We start from the raw sequence: 20,926 nt of genomic DNA on the forward strand, positions 1-20,926 counted from the left end.
CTTTACGCGCTCTTACGGCCGATCAGGCGCAAATGGGATTGTGAATTTGTTTCACCGGCGTGCGAGTCGAGTCCGATTAGGTCGGTAATGTCGAGCATGCCGATCGGCCGCCCGTCTGCATCGACCACCGGCAGTTCGCTGAACTTCCTCGCCTTGAGCGCGTCCAGCGCGACCGTGACCCGAACCTCGGGGCCGATGACGACCGGTGCGCGCGTCATGACGGCGGCGATGGGCGAATCGAGGAGCCGGTCCTCGCGGTTCTCGAACAGGCGCGCGAGGTCGCTGTCGGTGAACAGACCCGAGAGCCGTCCGGCGGCGTCCGTGAGCATGATGGCGCCGGTCCGGCGGCCGGTGTGCCGCACCTTGGCGAACACCTCGCGCACGGTGTCGGTTTCCGGGGCGACGCGCAGCTCGTCGCCGCGCCGCATCCACTCGGAAACCACCGCGAGCTTCCGCCCGAGCGACCCGGCCGGGTGGAACGTGGCGAACTCGTCCGCGGTGAACTGGCGCTGCTCTACCAGGGTGAACGCGAGGGCGTCACCTAGCGCGAGCATCACGGTCGTGCTGCTGCTCGGGGCCAAGTTGAGCGGACACGCTTCGATGACGGGGCCGTAGACGACGGCCGCGTCGACGGCGCGGGCGAGCGTGCTCGCCGCGCTACCCGTAATCGCGAGCACTCCGGCGGCCAACTTCTTGAGCGGGGCGATGAGTCGGATCAGCTCTTCCGATTCGCCGCTATGGGAGAGCAGCAGGGCGACATCGTCCGGGTGGACGCTGCCGAGGTCACCGTGAACGGCGCGCGTTGCATCGAGGGTGTACGCTCGGGTGCCCGTGGAGTTGAGCGTGCCGACGGTCTTCTGCCCGATGTCCGCGGATTTCCCCACGCCGATAACCGCGACCCGCCCACGACACGCGAGCAGCACGTCCGCGACCCGGTTGAACCCGTCGTCGAGCCGACCAGCGACCACGTCGAGCGACGCGGCTTCGGCGCGCAACACACGGCGGGCGTATGCGAGTTGGTCAAAGGGGGCGGTCATGATGGGGCACGTCCTTGTGCCGTAGAGTTCGAGAAGATGGGGTAATAACGTAACTCGCTGTCATTTGCAACGGGTGTAACTGGTCAAGTGATCAACGGAGTGCAGGACATACTTTGCGACGCCAAGTGAATCCCGAAATGCGATACGCCGTAACTGGCTTGTTGAATCAGTAGTTGCGATAGCCCTCTGTGGGCGTGCTCCCGACCCCCATCGGACAATTTTCCGACTCCGGTTCGCGAGGGTCAGCGGAAACCAAGTGAAACAGGGGTAGCCAATCGCAAACCCGGTCCTGCACTCTGATCAACCAGTCAGGGCAGGGCTGCGCACGGATCGGTGCTAGGTAAGCTGCGGCATGTGGGTATGGGTGCGGCTCCTCGTTTCAGGGGCCGTCGATGTCCCGTTCCCTGGTCGAGCGATTGGCCGAGCTACCGGCCCCGCGGAGCCATCACGGTCGCCAGCACCACTGGTAGGCCTGTTGACCCTGTACTTGGTAGCGGTGATGAGCGGGCACACCACGCCTGAGGCGATTTCTCCGTTCGGGCGACGGCGGCAGAAGCGGTTGGGGCACGCACTGGGGTTCCGGCACGGCAATATGCCGTGCCCCAACACCAGCGCGGGGTTGATGCGGAAGTTGGACGCCGACCACCTGGACCGGATCATCGGGGCGTGGCTGGCGGACCGGCACCCCGACGGGTGGGAGCACCTCGCGTTGGACGGCAAGCGGTTGCACGGGTCGCGAGACGGCGAGGTGCCGGGGGTCCACCGGCGGGCCGCGTGCGCCCCGGGCGTCTCGGCGGTGGTCGCCCAGATGACGGTCGAGACCACCACCCACGAGCACGAGGCGGCGCTCCGGTTGCTGGGCGTGTTGCCCCCGCTGGCGGGACCATCATCACCGGGGACGCCATGTTCACCCAGCCGGACGTGTGCGCCGCGGTACAGGAGCGAGGCGGGGATTACATCCTGTACGCCAAGAGCAACCAGGGTACGCTGTGCACGGACCTGGAAGCCGCGTTCGCCACCGCCGCGGGGGCGATTTTTCCCCCCGGGTTGCCGCGTCAGTGGGACCGGGACGCGGGCACCGCGTGTGAGGTGAGCAAGGGGCACGGGTGGGTCGAGCGGCGCACCATGACCAGCACCATATGGCTCAACGAGTACTTGACCCGGTGGCCCGGGGTGCAACAGGTGTTCCGGCTCACGCGCACCCGTCAGGTCGGTGGGAAGACAACCGTGGAGGTGGTGTACGGGATTTCTAGTCTGAGCTCGGTAGCCGCGGCACCCGATGCGTTACTCCGGTACACCCGCACCCACTGGGGCATCGAGAGCCGGCACCACATCCGCGACGCGACCTTGGGCGAGGACCGGTGCCGGGTGCGCCGGGGCGCCGCACCACGGGTGCTGGCGGTGCTGCGGAACGTGGCCGTGTACCTGCTCCGGCGCCTCGGTACCGGCACCATCGCAGCCGTGATTCGGACGGTTGGTGCCAAACCTGAGCTGGCACTGGCGGCCGCCCATCAGCCAGTTTCAGTCTCTGAGTAGCCCTGTAGCCCAGGGCCTTTCCTTGATTCACTCTACGTAACTCCGATAAGTCCCTTGGCCATTGCCGGGTCCATCTGGAGCCGCTCGATCGCCTCCGGGCAACTCACCGCCTTGACCTCACGCCACAGGTGCACCACGGCGTTCCGCAGCGCCGCCAGCACCTGTGGTGCGTGCCCCATGCGCACACGACACGCGTCCTCGCCCAGTGTCACGTCACGCACGTAATGCAGTTCGTTCTCGATGCGCCAGTGCGTCCGCACATGGTTCAGGAGTGTGGCCGCATCCGCCTTCTCGGCCGACAGGCTCGTGATGCCGAAATGCACTTCGACCGTCGTTTGGCCTCGGACCGTCCGCTCACGCGTCAACTGGAAGCCCTGCTTCACCCCCGCCCACGTCGGCGAGCACGTCAGAATCGAGGTCGTTTGCAGCGTCCGCTTCTCGATGCGGCCGTGACCCTTATCGACGGTCGTGGCGATGCGGCTCGGGGCGGGCGGAGGCCGATCCCCAGGGGGAAGTGGCCGCCGCGATCGATCGGGCGGCGGTCTCGAAGGCGAACCCGGCTCGGATGTCGATCCCCAATCCGGGTTGGTTGTCCTTCACCGTGAGCACGTAGTCGCCGCCGGCCCCGACCACCTCCTCGGCCAGGTCTCGCTGGCAGAACATGGCGTCGCCGACCACGACCTTCCCTCGCAGCGGCAGAATGCCGAGGAGCGTCAAGGCGGCCTTGTGCCCGTTGGTGCTCGCATCGACCTTGACCTGGGCGAGTACGGCACCGACGGTGGGGGCGTATGCGGCCAGCAGGTGCTGACCGGGGATCGCGCCGTTGCGAGAGCCTCGAAGGGTCTTGCCGTCGATGGAGATGTGTGTGAAGGCGGCCGGGTCGACGCGGCTGGCGATCCAGTACGAGAGGACGTGCTCCAGTTGGTCGGCGTCGAAGCGTCGCAGGGTGCGGGAGAGCGTGGAAACGGCCGGGGTCTTGCCGCGTCGGAAGCCGAGGGCATGGGCGAGGGCGGGTCCGTGCTGTCGCCCGAAGCGAGCGATGCCATTGAGGCTGGTGCGCCCCATGAGCATGGCGAGGGCGACGAGTCCGAGGAAGGGGGCGAGTGGGTGGATAAGGCCGTGCTTGCTGCGGGGATCGGGAACCGCCGCCAGGGCATCGACCAGGGTGCAAGGAGACATGGGTACCTTCCTGGCTGCGAGAAGGCGCCCCACATAGCCACGTTCCCTCGTGTAAGCAAGGTGAAATAAGGAAAGGCCCTGGAGGGGCACCCAACCACATCTCCGCAAGTTGAATCAAGGTAACGAATCACTATAATTAATCAGACTTCCGATTGGTCCACGCGCAAACCGTGACCTGACATCGGTGAAAGGTGGAACCACACTGCTGACACTACCCACCCGTTCGCGTTTCATTACAATTTTTCAATCGGCGAGTGCAACTCTAATGTACCGAAATTTTGCGAGGCAATGGATCAGTGCTAAGTTTGGCCCAATAAAATGGCGGCCAAAGATAACTTAAACGGGTTGAATCCTGACCAAAGGTGTGTAAAGCAAAAGTAATGGAACTGAATCCCAGTTCATACGCAAATGCTCAACTTTTACCCGGTAGTGTAACGGTAGCACAAGAGATTTTGGTTCTCTTTGTCTAGGTTCGAATCCTAGCCGGGTAACTGAAGCAACCCCTGGAATTTCCAGGGGTTGTGTCGTTCATGTTCCCCGCTTGTACACCAGAATCTCGGTACGCCCAACAATAGCCCAACCTATTTTGGCCGACCATGCACCGCACTCACCCGCGGGCCACCAGCCTGCACCGGATCTTGGGACGAACTCGGAGCGCGAGCCTCGGTGTGCCCGGGGAGCGCCTCGACCGACACGGGGTTGCGGGTTGCTGAGGTGGACAGGTGTGACCGACACGGCCGACGGATTACCGTCCGCATCGGTCGGGTGGGCTCGCTGAGCAAAACGTGTTGCCGGCGGGACGTCGGCCTGATACATGAACCCGCCGAAGCTGTCCCATTTGGCTTGTCGTAAGTTCTTGGTCGGTAACGCGTTCTATGAGGCTAGATGCGGCAGTCACGGCGGGTTCATGTATGAGAGCGGACCTGTTGCGGGAGTGCGGGGTGACCGAAGCGGAGTGGCAGTCGCTCCCGAACGTGGGGGCGCGATACGCCGCACTCAACCCCTGGTGGGGTGCGGATGGGAACACGTCCCTCACTCAATCGCGCAAGAGCCGACTCCTGTGGGCCGGGTGCGCACGCACGGGGTACGTCCGGCTGCCGTGGGTGTACCGGCTGATGGTGGACGTTGCCGAGCAGGTCGCCGACGGGCTTGTTCCGGAGTGGACCGAACTCCAAACGGCGCTCTTCTGTGGCGAGGAAGGGATCTGGGGTTGCGGTGACGACGTGGCGATGCGGCAAGCCGCGATCGACAGGCTCGAAGCCAGGCTGCGCGACGAGCACGGGCTGAAGCCGAGTGGCGACGAGCCCCCGTACGACAGCCCCGGGCAGGAATGTTGGGAGAAGCAGTGGGCCTGTTGGGCCATCCACGGTACGCCGCCATCAGGCCGCTGGATCGGCGACGGCCGTGTTGTGTCGGCCCTGTTCAGCGACATCTTCGGCAACTCATTTCGAGCCGCAACGCTGGGCGCGAACTGGCTCACCGATACCGCGGTCGCGATTGCCCGGCAGGCGTACGAGTCGCGAGACTTCTCCGCGCTCCCGATCTTGGCGGATGCCCTCCAAGACGCCGGGTGCGACTCCGCCGACGTTCTCAGCCACTGCCGCGACCCGAACGCCCCCCACGTGCGCGGGTGCTGGGTGGTGGATCTGGTGCTCGGAAAAGTGGCTGACCGGCCCGCGCATCCGGCAGACGGTCAGTGCCCCCCTTCCCCGCCATCGGCAGGCGACGGCCCGCTCGTCTTCTTCGACGTCGCCCCGAGCCGCTCGGCGAGTTGCCGCATCACCTCGTCGGTCACCTGCTGTTCGTCGAGCTTGACATAGTGCCTCATGACGGTGTCCGCATTGCACCCGATCGCGATCGCCGCCTTCCGAACGTCAATGCCGGCCCGCCACGCGACGGTGAACGCCCGCTTGCGGAGCTGGTGCGAGTGGATCTTGGGCCGGTCCGGGTGGGCCTTACTTAGTCTATAGACCTCATTCACGATAGCCGCGGATTCGTATTTTAGCGGTGCCGATCTCGTCGCGGTGAGGGTCCCCATGATCGCACGTCTGGACAACCTGCGGCAGCATCGGGTGGTGTTTGAGCACCTGACCGGGTTGACAATCGCGGCGTTCGACGCGCTGGTGCGTGACGTGGCCCCGGTGGTGGAGGCGGGGCACCGCCAGAAGCTCAACCGTCCGGACCGGCCGCGGGCGGTGGGCGGGGGCGACCACTTCGACCTGAGCACCGCGGACCAATTGCTGCTCACCGTCATCTGGCTGCGCCAGTACCCGACCAACGAGGTGCTCGGGTTCCTGTTCGGGGTGTCCGACTCGACCGCCAGCCGGGTCCGGACCCGGTGCGTGCCGGCCCTGGCCCAGGCCGGCCGAGACACGATGCGGATGCCGGACCCGGGGGCCGCCCGCCGCAAGCGGTTGCCGGCGGTGCTGAGTGACACCCCCGAGCTGGCGGTCATCGTGGACTCGTTCGAGCAGCGGACCCAGCGGCCGAAGCGGAGCCAGCGGGCGTACTACTCGGGCAAGAAGAAGGCGCACACGCTCAAGAGCCAGGTGACCGTGGACGAGGCGTCCGGGCGCATCGTCCACGTGTCCGAGTCGGTGCCCGGGCGGTGGGCCGACATCAAGCTCCTCAAGAGGTCCCGGATGCTGGGGCGGTTGCCGGACCGGGTCGGGGCACTCGGGGACCTGGGTTACACCGGGATCCGGGACCTCCACACCGCGAGTGCGTGCCCGCGCCGCAAGCCCCGCGGGCAGGAGCGGCCGCCCGAGGACCGCAAGTACAACCGCGCGTTCAGTCGCCGCCGGATCGGGGTCGAGCATGCGATCGGCCGGCTCCGCCGGTTCCGTTCGCTGGCCCACGTGAACCGGCACCGGCGGCCCGGGCACGCGCTGCGGGTTCGGGCCGTGGCCGGGTTAGTCAATCGGATGCTCGACCACCGGGCCAAGGCCGCTTGAGCACCGGTTGGGGAGGGGGACGAACACCCCCACCCTAGCGTGAATGAGGACTTGCTGGTGGAGATTGCGGAGGAATTGCTGCCGGTCCGTCGGAATCGGATCAACCCCCGGGTGATCAAACGGAAGATGAGCAACTGGCCAAAGAAGAGACCGGAACATCGTCGCTGTCCTCAGCCAACAAAGAAGTTCCGGCAATCCATCGTCATGCTGAATTGAACGGTATTGGGCCTAGGCCTCGGAGCGCCGGCCACGCGAGCTGAGCGTGGCCGGCACGGTGCAGGCGCTGGCCGCGTTTGCCGAGGTGTTGGATACGGAGGCCGGGTATCAGGCGTTCGTCTGCGTGGTGTTGGCGTACCCGGTGGGCGATCGCCCCGACCGATTCGAGCCCCGCGCACGCAAACGACGGCCCAAGCCCTACCCACCACTCACCGTACCCAGAGACCAAGCCCGAAAACGGCTCGGCCGCTCAACTTAAGGACTCAGGAAGTGCCATTCGGATCAATCGGATTCGCTCTGATACACGTATCCGGTAGTATTGCCGCGTTCTTGACGAGCCGCGACCGCCAGGGTAATGGCACTCGTTTTCAGTTTTGGTGTGTTTCGGGTGCTAGTTGGCACGGTTATTGCGCACTGGTTGTGTCATCCACCGACGGAACCGTTGCCATGACCGAGCCTTCCGGACCGACGGGCGAGGAGTTCGAGCGCGCGTTCGACCTCCTCGCCGCTCATTTCGACCCATCCGAGGCCGATGCCCGGTTCCCCCGGCGGGCCAACGCCGTGTATACCGCCTCGGTCATCCTCTGGATGCTCGTGTACCAGCGCACCCACCCCGACAAGTCCCTGGAAGCCACCGTCAAGCATCTGCTCGACGCCCGACCCGATTTGCTCCCTAACACCAAGCGGGTGCGCGAGAACGCGCTGTCGTCGAATACCAGCAGCTACTCCGACGCCCGCCAGTGGCTACCGCTCGAAGCGGCCCGATGGTTCGCCGACCATGTGAGCCGCGCGCGCATCGACGGTGCCCCGCCCACGTGGTCCGGGCGGCGCGTGTTCCTGATCGACGGCACCACCCGGACCCTGGCCCCCGAACCCGAGCTCCGCGAGAAGTACCCACCGGCCACGAACCCGCACGGCCGCGGGGTGTGGCCGGTGGCACTGCTGGTGGTCGCCCACGAGTTGAGTAGCGGGGCCGCCGTGGTGCCCGAAGTGGGGGCCACGTTCGGCCCCCACGCGGTGTCGGAAACGGCACTGGCCGGGGCCGTCATGGACCGCCTGCCCGCCAACGGGGTGGTGATGGCGGACGCCGGGTTCGGGATCTTCGCGGTGGCGCTCGGGGCTCGCGCGCGGGGCCTGGGGTTCGTGTTCCGGCTGACGGCGGCGCGGTTCACCGCATACCGCCGCACGGCTCGTGAGGTGGGCCGTGGGGACGGGTGGTGGACCGGGGAATTCGCGTGGCGCCCCAGCGCCAAGGAGCGGCGCAAGCACCCGGAGTGGGCGGCGGACGCCGAGCTGAAGGCGCGGGTGCACGAGGTGAGCATACCGAACGGCGGGGCGCTGGCGGTGGTGACGGACACGGACGCCACGGCCAGCGACGTGGGCTCGTGGTACCGGCAACGGGGCACCGTGGAAGTGGACATCCGGAACGTGAAGGTGGTGCTGAACACCGAGCACATGGCGGTGCGAAGCGAGGCGATGTTCCGTAAGGAGTTGCTGATGTCGGTGGTGTCGTACAACCTAGTGGTGCCGTTCCGCCGGCAAGCGGCCGAGCGGGCCAAGTGCCGGCCACGGGAGCTGAGTTTTAAGCGCGTGTGGACCACGTTCCGAACGTTCTTGCTGGGAAAGATGTTCACGACGGCGGGGCAATGGCGCGCCGGTTACGAGCGGGCGCTCGGGTACGCCATGCGCGACCGACTACCCCAACGCCCGCCCGATCGCCGGTACGAGCGAGAGGCGTACCCGAGGCGCCCGAAAGCCGACCAGTTCAAAAAACGCAAACCGCGAACCACCACCAACCACACACCAACATAAAACGAGTGCCATTACCCCGGCGGTCGCGGCTCGTCAAGAAAAGCGACACCGCAGGTGGGCTCATGTACGAGTGGAATTGCACGGCTCGGAGGGGAGTAGGCCCGAGGTGCTCAAGGGTGCCCTCCTGGGACAGGCGGCAATAATCTACCATTCGGCGTGTCGCAGCAGAGCGCCCCCGCAGCACTCAACAAAGGACGGAACATGCGTGGGACCACCTGGCGCGCCGCTTTCGTCGGCGCCGGACACGGCTGTGCGGCGTGTGGCGTGCTGTTCTTAACCGCCGACCGCTACACACTCGCCGACGACTGGTTCCTCGTGGTGATGGTGGTGCTCGCAAACGCAACCGGCTTCGCCGTTGCAGCCCGGTCCGGGGTGAGCCTGCCCGGCGTCGCCCTCGCGGGGCTGGTCGGGATGATGGCGGGCGGGTGGGTGGGAGTGCGAACCATCGGCAGTTACCATTACACCGTCCCGACTCCGCGGGAGCAGCGCGAGCTGCGCGTCATCACCGGCGGCCAGGAGCGCGTCATTGTGTTAAAAGGCGTGCCCGAAGAAACGGTCAAGCGTGTCCCGATCGGCGGCGGGCTGGGCGCCCTCGTCGGGTTCGTTGCGGGCGCCCTTGTGTATGCTCGCGTCTCACACGACCGGCAGCGAGTCTCTTCCGACGACGAAGCCGGCACGGAACCGGATCAGGGGACGTAACACCAGATTAGGAAGCGAAACAGACTGAAAAGCGATCGCACCGGCAAGCGAGAAGCCCGCTTGCATTGCCGCCCCGCTCCACCGATGTCCGCCGAGCCCGTCCCGGGCCACTGGCCCGCGTTTTGGTTGAGCAGTTGCACCAACCAACGAGCGGCCTTGCCGTGAGCGGCACAATTTTCTCGGTCAGCGAGCGAAGACTCCTGTAACGTTCGGCGGCGCAGCACACCGAAGCCAGTGACACCACGGCTACGATCGGTGCTGGCCGGCGAACATCTTGTTAGCGACCGTGTGCGGGTTAATCGGCCTGTTTTCCGGCGGACGTAGGCCCGAATGCGTGACTCGATTGGTCAGACACCGCGCCATGTCACACAGGGGGGAATCGATGGCGACGACCAAACACGACGACGATGACGACGGCGGCGTGTACGCCCTGGCGCCGGAACCGCCAGTTCCCGTGTCACCCGCGTCCGCTTGCACCGCGACGCTCACGGCCGACAAGCGACGAGCGGTCCGGTCGTACCTCACCGACCTCGGGCCGGCGCTTCGGGCCAAATACGGCCGCAAGCCGCACTACACACCGGCGCAGGTGCGGGAAACGGCACTGGAACGAGCGCTCCGCATCGACTACTTGTGCTGGGCCTACGTTCTGCACTGCTCCGCCCCGGCGTTCGAGTCCCTGCACGCGGCCGCTGGCGAAGCGTGCGACTACCTCGCCATGCGAGCGGCGGTCGGGGCCGCGTTCTTCGGCGGGGGCACCGAGTTCGCCACACCGGCGGTGGTGGACGTGATCGTCTCCGGCGCGGCCCCGGTCGCGTCGGAGGCGGCCGGCTGGCTCGCCGGGGTCGACTGGACCGTTTTACTCAACTGTCCCTAATACCGGTTCGTGCGGCCGACCATCCGTCAAATCTTGTCCGGCGCGGCCGGTGTCAACCGCCGGCGCGCTACCGCGTGTCCCAGGCCGCGAACTGGCCGTCGGCGCCGCTGAGCATGAACTTGCCGTCCGCGGAGAACTCGATCGCGGTCACCGCGGACGGGTGCCGCCGAACGCTGTAGAGTTCGACGCCGGCTTTCAGGTCCCAGAACCGCACCTCGCCCGTGCTCCCGCCGCTCACCAGAGTGCGCCCGTCCGGCGACGCCCCGAGCGCGGTCACCCGGCCGACGTGCCCGAACAGCGCGTGCTCCTCGCGTCCCGCGGCGTTGAACACCCGAACCACCCCGTCCCGCCCGGCCACAGCCAGCCGGTCGCCCGTCGGCAGGAACCGGAACACCGCCTGGTCGTCGACCGCGACGGCCGCGCGCGTCTCCGGCGTCCCGACGGTCCACACCAGTAGCCCGTTCGGGCCGCGCGCCGCCACGGTCTTACCGTCGTCGGATATGGCCACCGCGCCGGCGCGGCGCAACCCGGTGTCGTACCGGCCCGCCGCACTCCGCCCGGCCACGGACCACACCGTCACGCCCCCGGCGTCGTCCGCCACCGCGACGCTCCCCCCGTCCGGCGTCAGCGCGGCCGACACCGGCAGCCGCCCGCCGGGCACCTTCGCGCGCAACCGCTCCGTGACCGCCGTGCCGGAGAGGTCCGCGACCTGAACGGTGGCGCCGTCGAACGACACCACCCCCGCGCGGCCGTCGTCGTACACGCGCACCGCCGCGACCCGCCTCTTCAGCACCGGCACACCCGCCGGGGCGCGGCCGCTTTCGTACCGGGTCACGCGGGCGGCCCCCGCGATCATCCGCACCGCGCCGTCGGGCGACAGGCCGATCGCCAGCGGCGTGTCGCTCGGGGCCGCGCCGCGGTCCCACGGGGCGCGGTTCACGTCCCACGAGCGAATGATGCCGTCCGCACCGGCGGTGAACAGCGTCGCACCGTCGGGCGCGAACGCCCCGGCGCGCAGGTCGCCGGTGTCATCGGTTGCGATGACGGCCCCGGACGGCAGTTCGACCCAACCCGGGCGCGGGCTCCGCGCGACGCGCCCGTCGGGGGCCACGGCCAGCACGCCCGCCCCGCCCGCGGGCCGAACCCAAAAGGGCCAGGGCGGGGCCGCAATCGGCCCGCCGGCCGCGAACCCGATGCTAAGTGCGCCGGCGCCGGTCGGAGCCAGGGTCCCGGTCGGCCCAACGGCCCAAACGAGCGCCCCGGTGAGGCCGTTCGGAACCGGACCGCCGGTCACGATCTGCGCCCCGCTCCGGTCGAACGCGACGCGGGACACCTCGCCCTCGTGGGCCTTGAGCGTGCCGAGCTGTGCCGCCGTCGTCCGGTCCCACACCGCGAGCGTGCCGTCGGCGTGCCCGCTCGCGAGCCGGGTGCCGTCGGGCGACACGGCCAGCGCCGTTACCGCACCCGCGGGGCACACGATCACCAGTTGCCCGCCCCTCGTGAGCCGGGCGAGGTGGTCGTGCGCGAACTCGGGCGGGTCCATCACCAGGTCGGACGCGCGGCGGGCGGAGTCTAGCGCCTCGGCGGCGGCCTGCGTGTTCCCGCCGCGCCAAGCGTGGTACCCGTCGCGCACCTGGCGCGCGTACTCGCGCTGCTGGTCCGCCCGGTTCCGCTCCGCCTGGTCCCCCTTCAGCTTGTTGTTGTCGGTTTGCAGGTTCCGCGTCTTGTACGAGTTCCACGTCCCCAGCAGGGTCACGAACAGCGCGATGACGGCCAGCACCGCGATCGCGACGAGCTGGTCGTTGCGGCGGAGCCACCGGCCGGCGCGGCCGCTCCACGCGAGCGGCCGCGCCACCGTCGGCAGGCCGTCCAGGAACCGCCGCAGGTCGTCCGCCAGGTCGATCGCGGTGCGGTACCGCTCGCCGACCGTACACGCCATCGCCTTCAGGCAGATCGCTTCGAGGTCGCGCGGGAGGTCGGGCCGCAGCTGTCGCGGCGCGACCGGCCGCCCCTCCACGGACTGCCGGAGCACCTCCACGTCGGTGGCGCCGTCGTAGGGCGCGCGGCCGGCGAGCAGCTCGTACAGCACCACCCCTAGCGCGTACACGTCCGCCGGCGGGCCGATGTCCTCGCGGCGGGCCTGGGCCTGCTCCGGGGCCATGTACTTCGGCGTCCCCAGGATCTGCCGCGTGCCCGTTTCCGACGGGCCGCCGCGTTCCGCCACCTTCGCCAGCCCGAAGTCCACCACCCGGGGCACGTAGCACGCGCCCCGGAGCGGCACCCCGCCCGCCGGCTGCTCGTCGCCCTCCTCGGTTTTCGTTTCCTGGAGCAGCACGTTGTTCGGCTTCAGGTCGCGGTGCAGCACCCCGCGGTCGTGCGCGTGCTGCACCGCGTCGGCCACCGTCGCCACGAGCCGCGCCGCCTGCCGCACCGGCACGGGGAACGCCTGCCGGTCGAGCCACTCGGCCAGCGTCTGCCCGGGGCAAAAGGCCGTGGCGATGAAGCACAGCGGCCCGACCTCGCCCCACTCGTACACGGGCACGAGGTTCGGGTGATCGAACTCGGACGCGGCGAGGGCCTCGAGCTTGAGCCGGCGCTTGGCGTCCGGGTTCATCAGCATCTCGGGCCGCGGCACCTTGAGCGCGACCTCGCGCCGCATCCGCGGGTCGTAGGCCAGGAACACGATCCCGCACCCGCCCTTGCCGAGCTGGCGGCGCAGCTCGAACCGCCCGATCCGGTGCCCCCCGCCGAGCGGCGGCAGGTGCAGCGGCCGGACCGGGTCCGGGAGCATCTCGCTCGCGGCCCCCTCGTGGGCCGCCCCGGAGTGCAGCGGCGTGACGGGCCGCTCGGGCGTGAGGGCCGGGTCACTCAGCGGGGGAAAATGGACCTGGAGCGTCGGCGCGCGACCGTCCCCCCCGTCGAGTTCCTGGTCGTACGCCGCCAGGAACCGCGCGAGGTTCTCGTCGAGCTTCAGCGAGTCGGACGAATCCATCAGTACGAGACCGGACGTGAGCTTGGGGCGAACTGCGGACCCGACCCGACCCGAGTTTACCACATTCGGTGCGACCCGCAGAACCGCGATTCTGTGAAATCCTCTCGCCCCGGCCCGGGTACTCCCACTCATAATGAACGGCGGAGGGAACGCGATGAAGGCACTTGTTCTGAACGGCGGGTTCGGGTTGGACCACCTCGCGCTCGAAGAACGGCCGGAGCCGGTGCCGGGGGCGGGCGAGGTGCTGGTGCGGGTCCGGGCCGCGTCGCTCAACTTCCGCGACCTGATGCTCGTGAAAGGCCAGTACAACCCGAAGCTCGCGATGCCGCGGGTGATGGGCTCCGACGCCGCGGGCGAGGTGGTCGCCGCGGGCGCGGGTGTCACGCGGTTCAAACCGGGCGACCGGGTCGCGAACACCTTCATGCCGCTGTGGGAAGAGGGGGCGATCACCGGCGCCGCGGCCGGAGCCACATACGGTAGCGAGCGGGACGGGGTGTTCGCCGAACTCGTCGCCGTTCACGAGCGCGCGCTCGTGGCGGTCCCGCCGCACCTCAGTTACGAAGAGGCGGCGACGCTCCCCTGCGCCGCGGTGACCGCCTGGAACGCGCTGACGGCCGCCGGCACCGGCCCCGGCACCACCGTGCTGCTCCAGGGTACCGGGGGCGTGTCGATCTTCGCCCTCCAACTGGCAACGGCCCTCGGGGCGCGGGCGCTCATCACCTCCAGCAGCGACGACAAGCTCGCGCGGGCGGCGCGGCTCGGCGCGGCCGCCGGGGTGAACTACCGCACCGATCCGGACTGGGACAAGTGGGCGCGGCAGCAGACCGGCGGCGCGGGCGCGGACGTGGTGATCGAGGTCGGCGGCGCGGGCACCCTGGACCGGTCGATCCGGGCGGTCAAAACGGGCGGGCACGTCGCGGTCATCGGGGTGCTGACCGGCGGCGGTACGGTAAACCCCGTACCGGTACTGATGAAGGCCGTCCGACTCCAGGGGGTGTTCGTCGGGTCCCGGGCCATGTTCGAGGAGATGAACCGGGTGATCACCGAAAGGCAGATCCGGCCGGTCGTCGACCGCACGTTCCCGTTCGCGGACGCCGTGGCCGCGCTGCGCCACATGGAAGGCGGCTCGCACTTCGGAAAGGTCGTGCTGAGCATGACCGCTCCCGGCCACGGCTGAATGCCGCCGTTCTGGTCGACCGACTGATACCAAATCCGGTTAAAGAGTAACCGCTTGACAGCGGCGTAGGTTGCACCCGCCGGCTGACACCGGCGGTTCGACTGTGGCTCGTCGAACCGCCGGTGTCAGCCGGCGGGTGGCGTTCCCAATCACCGATACTCTTCAATCGGACTTGGTATGAGGTGAGATTGTGAGGGATACGCGGAATGTACCGGTCAATTGGCCGGCGCAGTTCGGCGGAACCGGCACCACGACGCATCAGAACAACCTTGCGGGTGGCGGTCCGCAAGCCGATAGCCGATAATGGCGCGGTCGGCGGTGCCGACGCCCCACCCCACACGGAGCCTCACCCGAATGCGCCTCCTGTCTAACCTTCTCCCGGCCACCTCACTTGTGGTTCTCGCACTGGCGCTGGGCGGGCCGTCCCGCGGCGCGGCCCCCGCGGACGCCAAACCGGTTCGCGCCCTCTTGGTCATCGGCGGGTGCTGCCACGATTACAAGAAGCAACAAGAGCTGCTCACGAAAGGCATTTCGGCACGGGCCAACGTTCAGTGGGCCGTCGCCTACGACCCCGACACGACCACGAAGCACATGAACCCCGTTTACGAGAAGGACGACTGGGCGAAGGGCTTCGATGTGGTGGTTCACGACGAGTGCAGCGCCGACGTCAAGGACCCGAAAATCGTCGAGCGCATTCTGAAGCCGCACAAGGAAGGGCTGCCGGGGGTGGTGCTGCACTGCGCGATGCACAGCTACCGCACCGAGGGGTTCCCGAAATCGACCCCGTGGTTCGACTTCACCGGCCTGGCCACGACCGGCCACGGGCCGCAAATGCCGATCGACGTTCGCTACATCGACCGGGAGAGCCCGATCACGAAAGGGCTTGGCGACTGGAAAACCATCAACGAAGAACTTTACAACAACGTGACGGGTAAACTGCTCGCGACCGCCCAACCGCTCGCGAAGGGCAAGCAGGCCCTCAAGAGCCGGGACGGCAAGGAGCGCGTGGACGAGGCCGTGGTCACCTGGACCAACACCTACAACGGCAAAACCAAGGTGTTCGCGACGACGCTCGGGCACAACAACGACACGGTCGCCGACGCGAAGTACCTCGACCTGGTCGCGCGGGGGCTGCTGTGGTCGGTCGGGAAGCTGGACGACGCGCACCTGAAGCCGGCCGCGAAGGTGCTGCTCAGCGACTCCGACAAGTGACACCGGTTCGGGATGTCCCGTTCCAGGTTCCCACTCAAGAGCAGAACCGGCGGCCGCAGTTGCGCTGCGCGTTCACGAGCCGCGACCGCCGGAGAGCGGGTGACGTACCTCACTCGCTGGCGATCGCGGCATCATAAACAATACAACAATACCACATACACAAACACATTCAGCTCCCGGCCTCGCGGGCCTCAAGTTCCCGGAGCGGGATGCGGGCGATGATGGTGGTGCCGCTGCCCGGAGCGGAATCGATTTCCAGCTCCCCGCCGAGCAGGTCCACCCGCTCCCGCATCCCGATCAGCCCCAGCCCGCCCCGGCGCCCGGGGATCGCGGCCCTGGGCACGCTGTCCGGGTCGAACCCGAACCCGTCGTCCTCGACCACCGCGACGGCCTCGTCCCCGCGGCGCCCGACCACCACCGCCACCCGCCGGGCGCCGGCGTACCGGGCCGCGTTCGTCAGCGCCTCCTGCACCACCCGGTACAGGGCCGTCTCGATCTCACGGGGGAGCCGGTCGCCCGCGGCGCCGACCGCCTGGAAGTCCACCGGCACCTTCGCCCGCGCGGACCACTCGGCGGCCAGCTCGCGGGCCGCGGCCGCGAGGCCCAGGTCGTCGAGCGCCGTCGGCCGCAGCCGCACGGCCACGTCGTGCAGCTCGCGGCTCAGCTCGTCGGCCAGCCGGCGGACCTGCTCGATTTGGCCGGCGGCGGCGGCGAGCGCCAGGCCGGTCAGGGTCTGGCCGACGGTGTCGTGCAGGTCGCGGGCGAGCCGCTGGCGCTCCTCTTCCTGGGCGGTCCCGAGCCGCCGCGCGAACTCGGTGCGGCGCAGCATCTCGGACGCCCGCGACTCCAGCGCCGCGGCCAGCTCCTGGGTCCGCGCGGCCACCTTCTCCTCCAGCAGGTCGCGGTTCTGGCGCAGCTCGTCCTCCATCCGCTTGCGCTCGGACAGGTCCCGCAGCACCTTGACGAACCCGCGCCCGCCCGCGAGCGGGGTCAGCGCGCCGGACGCGAAGAACCGCTCCGCCCCCTTGCGCAGGTGCCACCGCTCGTCGGCCACGCTCCCGGTGCGGAGGGCCACCGCGACCTCGGCGCCGGGCACCCCGGCCGCCCGGTCCTCGGGGGTGAAGAGTTCGTCCACGGGCCGGCCCACGATCTCCGCCGCCGTGTACCCGAACACCGCCTCCGCGCCGGGGCTCCAATCGCTCACCGTGAGGTCCGGGGCGAGCGTGAAGATGGCGTGGTCGGTGGCGCTGGCGAGGATCAGTTGGAGCCGCTCGGCCCCGGTCCGGGCCGCCTCCTCGGCGTGGACGCGGTCGGTGATGTCGTAAGACACGGCGAGCGCGGCCACGACCGTTCCGCCGTCCTCGCGGAGCGGCACGCCGTGCGTGATGAAGTGGCGCCCGTGCGCCGCGCGTTCGACCCGGAACGGCTCGCCGGCCAGTGCGGCGCGGTAATGCGGCTCGTAGACGGCGGCCAGCTCCGGGCCGAACGCTTCCGCGAGCGTCTTCCCCTCCAAATCGGCAACCGAAAACCCGAGAACCCGAAACGCCTCGCCCTCGGCGAGGAGGCACCGGAGGTCGGGGCCGATGATGACGGCGGCCCCGTTGGGCAGGTTGGCGGCGATGGCCCGGTACCGTGCCGCGCGGGTCCGGAGCGCGGCCTCGGTGCCCTTCAGATCGGTCACGTCCACGCACACACCGGCCAGCGCCTGCGCACCGCCCGCACCGCCCGCCGTGCGGAGCCAGCGGGCCGAACCGTCCGGCAACGGCACGCGAAAATCGACCCGGAGCGGGGCCGCGCCGCGAACCGCCGCCCCGACCGCGGCGCGCACGGCCCCGCGGTCGTCCGGGTGCACGTGGGCGAAGAACTCGTCGAGCGCCCCCGCCGTTTCCGCCGCGGCCAGCCCGAGCAGCCGGTTCAGGTCCGCGTCCCGCGTGTGCGTCCCGGCGCGCGGGTCCATCGTCCAGTGACCGACACCGGCGCCCCCCGGCCGCGCGGTACGGGCCGCCGATTGGCCGGCAGCCTCACCGGCTCCGTCGGTTGTATGCGGGATCAGCTCGGACATGTGTTAAGGCTCGCGCAGTGCCGGAACGGGCGAGCCAGCACCGGACCATTCTATCGGCCCGCCGCGCGTTGCGGCACCGGAGCCCCCACGCGCCGCCTATACTGTGCTTCGGATGACACCCGATCACGCGGGCCGTTGATGTCCCGTCTTCTGTTCGCCGCGCTTCTCGCGCTCGCCGGTCAAGGGCTTGCCAGGCCCGCGCGGCCGCTGACTCCGGGGGGCACCTCTTACCGCGGAACCTCGAACGGCTGCGACTCGGCCACCGGCACGGCTGAGGAGCCCGCACACAGCGCCTGCAACTCCACCAAAAGCTGGACCGCCGCGAACGGCTTGTGCAAGAACCGGTCCCCTTCGCGCGGCATCGTGTTCTGGGGCAGCTCCTCGCGCGGGTAGCCGGAAATGAACAGCACCCGGATGTCCGGGCACCGGAGGCGGACCTGTTCCGCCAGTTGCGGCCCGCTCAGTTCGGGCATGACGATGTCGGTGATCAGAACGGCAAACGGTTCGCTGGCGTGCCGGATCAGATCGAGGGCCGCGCCGGGCGCATCGGCTTCAACAACAATGACCCCGGCGTACCGGAGGATCGCGGCGGTCGTCGCGCGGACCGACGGGTCGTCGTCCACGAGGAGCACCGGCCCGACCGCGGGCGCCGGCCGGGGCCGGCCCGGGGTCGCACGCGCCGCTCTGTTTCCCGCGCTGCGGTCCCCGGGCAGGTCGATCGAGAACGTGGTCCCCTGCCCCACCGCCGATTCGAGCGCGATCGTGCCGCCCAGGCCGTTAACGATCCCGTACACGGTCGCCAGCCCCAGCCCCGTCCCCTTCCCGACGGGCTTCGTGGTGAAGAACGGCTCGAACACCCGGGCCTTGGTCGCGTCGTCCATGCCGCACCCGTTGTCCGACACGACCAGCCGCGCGACGGGGCGGCCGGCGACCGCGACGCAGCGGGTGCGCAGGCCCAGTTCACCGGCCCCGTCCATCGCGTCCCGCGCGTTCGTGGCCAGGTTCAGCACGAGCTGCGTCAGCACCCCCCGGTCCGCCCGCACCGGGGGCAGGTCCGGCGCGTAATCGGTCACGACCCGGACGCCGTCCCCGACCGCCGGGCGGACCAGCTTCTCGATCTCTTGGAGCACCTCGTTGAGGTCCATCGGCTCCAGCGCGATCGGGTTGCGGCGCGAGAACGTGAGCAGCTGGCCGGTCAGGTCGGCCCCGCGCTCGCCGGCCTGGATCACGGTGCGCAGCAGCTCGTCGGCCGGGGACGCCGCGGGCACCAGGTCGCGCACCAGTTGCCCGGAGCCGAGGATGACGGTGAGCAGGTTGTTGAAGTCGTGCGCAATCCCGCCGACGAGCCGGCCGAGCGCCTCGAGCCGCCGGGACTCCTGGAGCGAGCGGCTCAGCTCGGCCTCGCGCTCGTAGCGGGCGCGGATCTCGGCGGCCTGGCGCCGGACCTGGCGCCGCAGCGTGAGGATCCATCCGCCGACGAGTAGCCCGGCCACACCGACCCCGACGAGCAGCCGGGTCACGCGCCGGGCGGTCCACCAGCTCTCCGGCGGCGGCGGAGGCGGCCGGCTCCGCACGAAAACGTCTTCGGGGCTGTTGATCCGGATGCACAACGCGTCCCCTTCTTGCTGCGCGGCCACCGGGAAGACGACGCCCGTGATGGTGACCTGCGTCCCGGGTTCGAGGTCCCCCAGCGCGGCCCCGTCCGGGCCGGAGTAGGCGACGACGAACTGCCGCCCCATGTCGGTGCAGGTGACGAGCCACTCGCCGTCCCGCTCGGCGGCGGCGGCGCGCACCTCGCCCGCGACTTCAACCAGCCGCCCCCACCTCGCGTCGCGAAGGATCTGGTCCGCACTGGTCGGGAACGGCGCCGGGGCGGTCCGGGGCGGCCCCGCCAACGAAACGACGGCGTGCTCGAGCCGAATCGCGCTCGACCGGGGTGAGCTGTACCCCCGCACCAGAACAGCCGCTCCGACGCGCAGATCCGTCGGCTCGCTCGGGTAAACGAGCGCCGCGCCCGTGTCGTCTTGCACGGCGATCTCTTGAACCTTGTTCTTCTCCAGCGCGTAGGTCACGACCCCGCGGACCGCGACCGGGCGCGCGAACGGGGCCGGCCCGGTCACGAACCCGCGGTGCACGTTCGCGATCGGGATCGGCGCCGTCGAACCGTTCGACTCCGGGAGCGGTTCGATGTCGTCGAGCGATGCGACCAGGAACCGCCCGACCGCCGACGCCGTTCCGGTGTTCGGGTCGTGGCGCGGGGAGTTGCAGACGCCGCGGAACCGAACGACCGAACCGACGAGCGCCGCGGCCCGGCTCAGGTTCAGCCCGTTGTCGGGCACGTTGATCACGGCCGTCCCCTTGGCGGTCGCGACCGAAAAGAGCACGCGGACGCCGTTGTACTGGTACCGCTGCACGTACACCCGCCCCTCGACGTACCGGGCGTCGAGCCACCGGTTGTCGTCGGGATCGAGGTTGTGCAGCTCCGGCGCGGGGAACTCGGCCGAGCCGATTTTGCGCACCCCGGTCGCCACAACCGCCGGTGCAAAGGTCCCCGGGGCGGTGAACCCGGTCAGGATCACCCGGTCCCCCGGCGCGAGCCCGAGCGCCAGCGGGGACTCTTCCACGTACACGCCCGCCGTAACGTCCTGAACGAAAAAGTCGCGAAGGTGCCGGTTCACAAACGTAACAGCAACCGTCAGCTCGACCGGGCGTCGTTCCGCGGCGTCCGCTTTGCTCAGCGCGCGAACGTCGGCCACCTGCGTGAGCGGGGCCGGCCCCGGCGGCTCGAGTCCGATCAGCAGGAGCAGCGCGAGGGGCATCTTGACGGCTCCGCTGAAATTGATGCCTATGAACGTGCGATTCGATCAAAGCGATACAAAAATAAATAGCTCGCGATCGGAACCCGCGCGGCGGCCAGGGACGTGGAAACGCCGCGAACCACAAACCGATCCTCTTGTCGGGCGTTAACTGCGGGGCACTAACGTGGCCGCAGCTCGTCCGAGCGGTGAGGCGCAACGGGTCGCCCGCAAGACGATCAACTGCGGCCGGTTTCCGACGCCCACAACAGTCGCGGCCCGGCCCGCCGGAAGTAACGATTTCAACACCCACGTGACAACGGCATAATACCGTACCGACATTTGATCCAAGTGCCGTAGCGTGTACCGTAATGAGGATTC

At 69.1% G+C, this 20,926-nt stretch carries 14 protein-coding genes, 1 tRNA gene and 1 pseudogene; 10 read left to right on the top strand and 6 right to left on the bottom strand.

Annotated features, from left to right (window positions below):
- Positions 1 to 2: 2 nt before the first annotated feature.
- Entirely contained in the window at positions 3 to 1,037 is a 1,035-nt protein-coding gene (locus GobsT_RS24190; RefSeq protein ID WP_010041072.1) for a KpsF/GutQ family sugar-phosphate isomerase, read from the bottom strand.
- A gap of 352 nt (positions 1,038 to 1,389) precedes the next feature.
- Here GobsT_RS24190 and GobsT_RS41200 point away from each other — a divergent pair.
- Positions 1,390 to 1,698, top strand: a pseudogene (locus GobsT_RS41200) (transposase family protein); the annotation flags it as partial.
- A 113-nt stretch (positions 1,699 to 1,811) separates the two neighbouring features.
- The gene (locus GobsT_RS24200) at positions 1,812 to 2,573 is read left to right on the top strand and encodes an ISAs1 family transposase (protein ID WP_261340053.1); all 762 of its coding nucleotides are present in this window, start codon (positions 1,812 to 1,814) and stop codon (positions 2,571 to 2,573) included.
- 32 nt (positions 2,574 to 2,605) lie between these two features.
- Here the strand turns inward: GobsT_RS24200 and GobsT_RS24205 are convergent, their stop codons facing one another.
- Together GobsT_RS24205 and GobsT_RS24210 are read right to left on the bottom strand one after the other, a co-directional pair.
- Positions 2,606 to 3,049, bottom strand: coding sequence for an ISAs1 family transposase (locus tag GobsT_RS24205; protein WP_109570720.1), 444 nt, complete (start codon positions 3,047 to 3,049; stop codon positions 2,606 to 2,608).
- Positions 3,030 to 3,752: an ISAs1 family transposase gene (locus tag GobsT_RS24210; RefSeq protein ID WP_010033685.1), complete on the bottom strand. Its 723-nt coding sequence runs from the start codon at positions 3,750 to 3,752 to the stop codon at positions 3,030 to 3,032. Before GobsT_RS24210 ends, GobsT_RS24205 begins: the two co-directional genes overlap by 20 nt.
- 420 nt (positions 3,753 to 4,172) lie before the next feature.
- Here GobsT_RS24210 and GobsT_RS24215 point away from each other — a divergent pair.
- From GobsT_RS24215 to GobsT_RS24240, 6 genes are all read left to right on the top strand, one after another.
- Positions 4,173 to 4,243 (top strand) — tRNA-Gln (locus tag GobsT_RS24215).
- A gap of 420 nt (positions 4,244 to 4,663) precedes the next feature.
- The gene (locus tag GobsT_RS39910) at positions 4,664 to 5,572 is read left to right on the top strand and encodes a hypothetical protein (RefSeq protein ID WP_010041067.1); all 909 of its coding nucleotides are present in this window, start codon (positions 4,664 to 4,666) and stop codon (positions 5,570 to 5,572) included.
- A 216-nt stretch (positions 5,573 to 5,788) separates the two neighbouring features.
- Complete coding sequence (locus tag GobsT_RS24225; RefSeq protein WP_109570894.1) at positions 5,789 to 6,706, top strand: transposase family protein; 918 nt, start codon at positions 5,789 to 5,791, stop codon at positions 6,704 to 6,706.
- A gap of 663 nt (positions 6,707 to 7,369) precedes the next feature.
- The gene (locus tag GobsT_RS24230; protein ID WP_010041065.1) at positions 7,370 to 8,734 is read left to right on the top strand and encodes an IS4 family transposase; all 1,365 of its coding nucleotides are present in this window, start codon (positions 7,370 to 7,372) and stop codon (positions 8,732 to 8,734) included.
- A gap of 201 nt (positions 8,735 to 8,935) precedes the next feature.
- Positions 8,936 to 9,433: a hypothetical protein gene (locus GobsT_RS24235; protein WP_010041062.1), complete on the top strand. Its 498-nt coding sequence runs from the start codon at positions 8,936 to 8,938 to the stop codon at positions 9,431 to 9,433.
- Positions 9,434 to 9,815: 382 nt separating this feature from the next.
- Positions 9,816 to 10,307: a DUF6559 family protein gene (locus tag GobsT_RS24240; protein WP_010041060.1), complete on the top strand. Its 492-nt coding sequence runs from the start codon at positions 9,816 to 9,818 to the stop codon at positions 10,305 to 10,307.
- A 67-nt stretch (positions 10,308 to 10,374) separates the two neighbouring features.
- Here the strand turns inward: GobsT_RS24240 and GobsT_RS24245 are convergent, their stop codons facing one another.
- The gene (locus GobsT_RS24245; protein ID WP_162542134.1) at positions 10,375 to 13,299 is read right to left on the bottom strand and encodes a serine/threonine-protein kinase; all 2,925 of its coding nucleotides are present in this window, start codon (positions 13,297 to 13,299) and stop codon (positions 10,375 to 10,377) included.
- A gap of 154 nt (positions 13,300 to 13,453) precedes the next feature.
- Here GobsT_RS24245 and GobsT_RS24250 point away from each other — a divergent pair, with 154 nt between their 5' ends.
- Together GobsT_RS24250 and GobsT_RS24255 are read left to right on the top strand one after the other, a co-directional pair.
- Positions 13,454 to 14,476 (top strand): zinc-dependent alcohol dehydrogenase family protein, encoded by a 1,023-nt coding sequence (locus GobsT_RS24250; RefSeq protein WP_010052708.1) that lies wholly within the window; start codon positions 13,454 to 13,456, stop codon positions 14,474 to 14,476.
- Between the two features lie 354 nt (positions 14,477 to 14,830).
- Positions 14,831 to 15,688, top strand: a complete 858-nt coding sequence (locus tag GobsT_RS24255; RefSeq protein ID WP_010042211.1) for a ThuA domain-containing protein — start codon at positions 14,831 to 14,833, stop codon at positions 15,686 to 15,688.
- Positions 15,689 to 15,857: 169 nt separating this feature from the next.
- Here the strand turns inward: GobsT_RS24255 and GobsT_RS24260 are convergent, their stop codons facing one another.
- Positions 15,858 to 17,750, bottom strand: coding sequence for a sensor histidine kinase (locus GobsT_RS24260; protein ID WP_010042209.1), 1,893 nt, complete (start codon positions 17,748 to 17,750; stop codon positions 15,858 to 15,860).
- Positions 17,751 to 17,977: 227 nt separating this feature from the next.
- Positions 17,978 to 20,569: a hybrid sensor histidine kinase/response regulator gene (locus tag GobsT_RS24265; protein WP_010042205.1), complete on the bottom strand. Its 2,592-nt coding sequence runs from the start codon at positions 20,567 to 20,569 to the stop codon at positions 17,978 to 17,980.
- Positions 20,570 to 20,926 lie beyond the last annotated feature (357 nt).

This window comes from Gemmata obscuriglobus (genome assembly GCF_008065095.1).
In the GTDB taxonomy this organism is placed as follows: domain Bacteria; phylum Planctomycetota; class Planctomycetia; order Gemmatales; family Gemmataceae; genus Gemmata; species Gemmata obscuriglobus.

Excerpts from the sequence above, each read along its gene's own strand:
- GobsT_RS24250 (WP_010052708.1), top strand. The coding sequence starts at position 13,454 with ATGAAGGCACTTGTTCTGAACGGCGGGTTCGGGTTGGACCACCTCGCG.
- GobsT_RS24210 (WP_010033685.1), bottom strand. The coding sequence starts at position 3,752 with ATGTCTCCTTGCACCCTGGTCGATGCCCTGGCGGCGGTTCCCGATCCC.
- GobsT_RS24245 (WP_162542134.1), bottom strand. The coding sequence starts at position 13,299 with ATGGATTCGTCCGACTCGCTGAAGCTCGACGAGAACCTCGCGCGGTTC.
- GobsT_RS24240 (WP_010041060.1), top strand. The coding sequence starts at position 9,816 with ATGGCGACGACCAAACACGACGACGATGACGACGGCGGCGTGTACGCC.
- GobsT_RS24255 (WP_010042211.1), top strand. The coding sequence starts at position 14,831 with ATGCGCCTCCTGTCTAACCTTCTCCCGGCCACCTCACTTGTGGTTCTC.
- GobsT_RS24260 (WP_010042209.1), bottom strand. The coding sequence starts at position 17,750 with ATGTCCGAGCTGATCCCGCATACAACCGACGGAGCCGGTGAGGCTGCC.
- GobsT_RS24190 (WP_010041072.1), bottom strand. The coding sequence starts at position 1,037 with ATGACCGCCCCCTTTGACCAACTCGCATACGCCCGCCGTGTGTTGCGC.
- GobsT_RS24225 (WP_109570894.1), top strand. The coding sequence starts at position 5,789 with ATGATCGCACGTCTGGACAACCTGCGGCAGCATCGGGTGGTGTTTGAG.
- GobsT_RS24235 (WP_010041062.1), top strand. The coding sequence starts at position 8,936 with ATGCGTGGGACCACCTGGCGCGCCGCTTTCGTCGGCGCCGGACACGGC.
- GobsT_RS24265 (WP_010042205.1), bottom strand. The coding sequence starts at position 20,569 with ATGCCCCTCGCGCTGCTCCTGCTGATCGGACTCGAGCCGCCGGGGCCG.
- GobsT_RS24230 (WP_010041065.1), top strand. The coding sequence starts at position 7,370 with ATGACCGAGCCTTCCGGACCGACGGGCGAGGAGTTCGAGCGCGCGTTC.
- GobsT_RS39910 (WP_010041067.1), top strand. The coding sequence starts at position 4,664 with ATGAGAGCGGACCTGTTGCGGGAGTGCGGGGTGACCGAAGCGGAGTGG.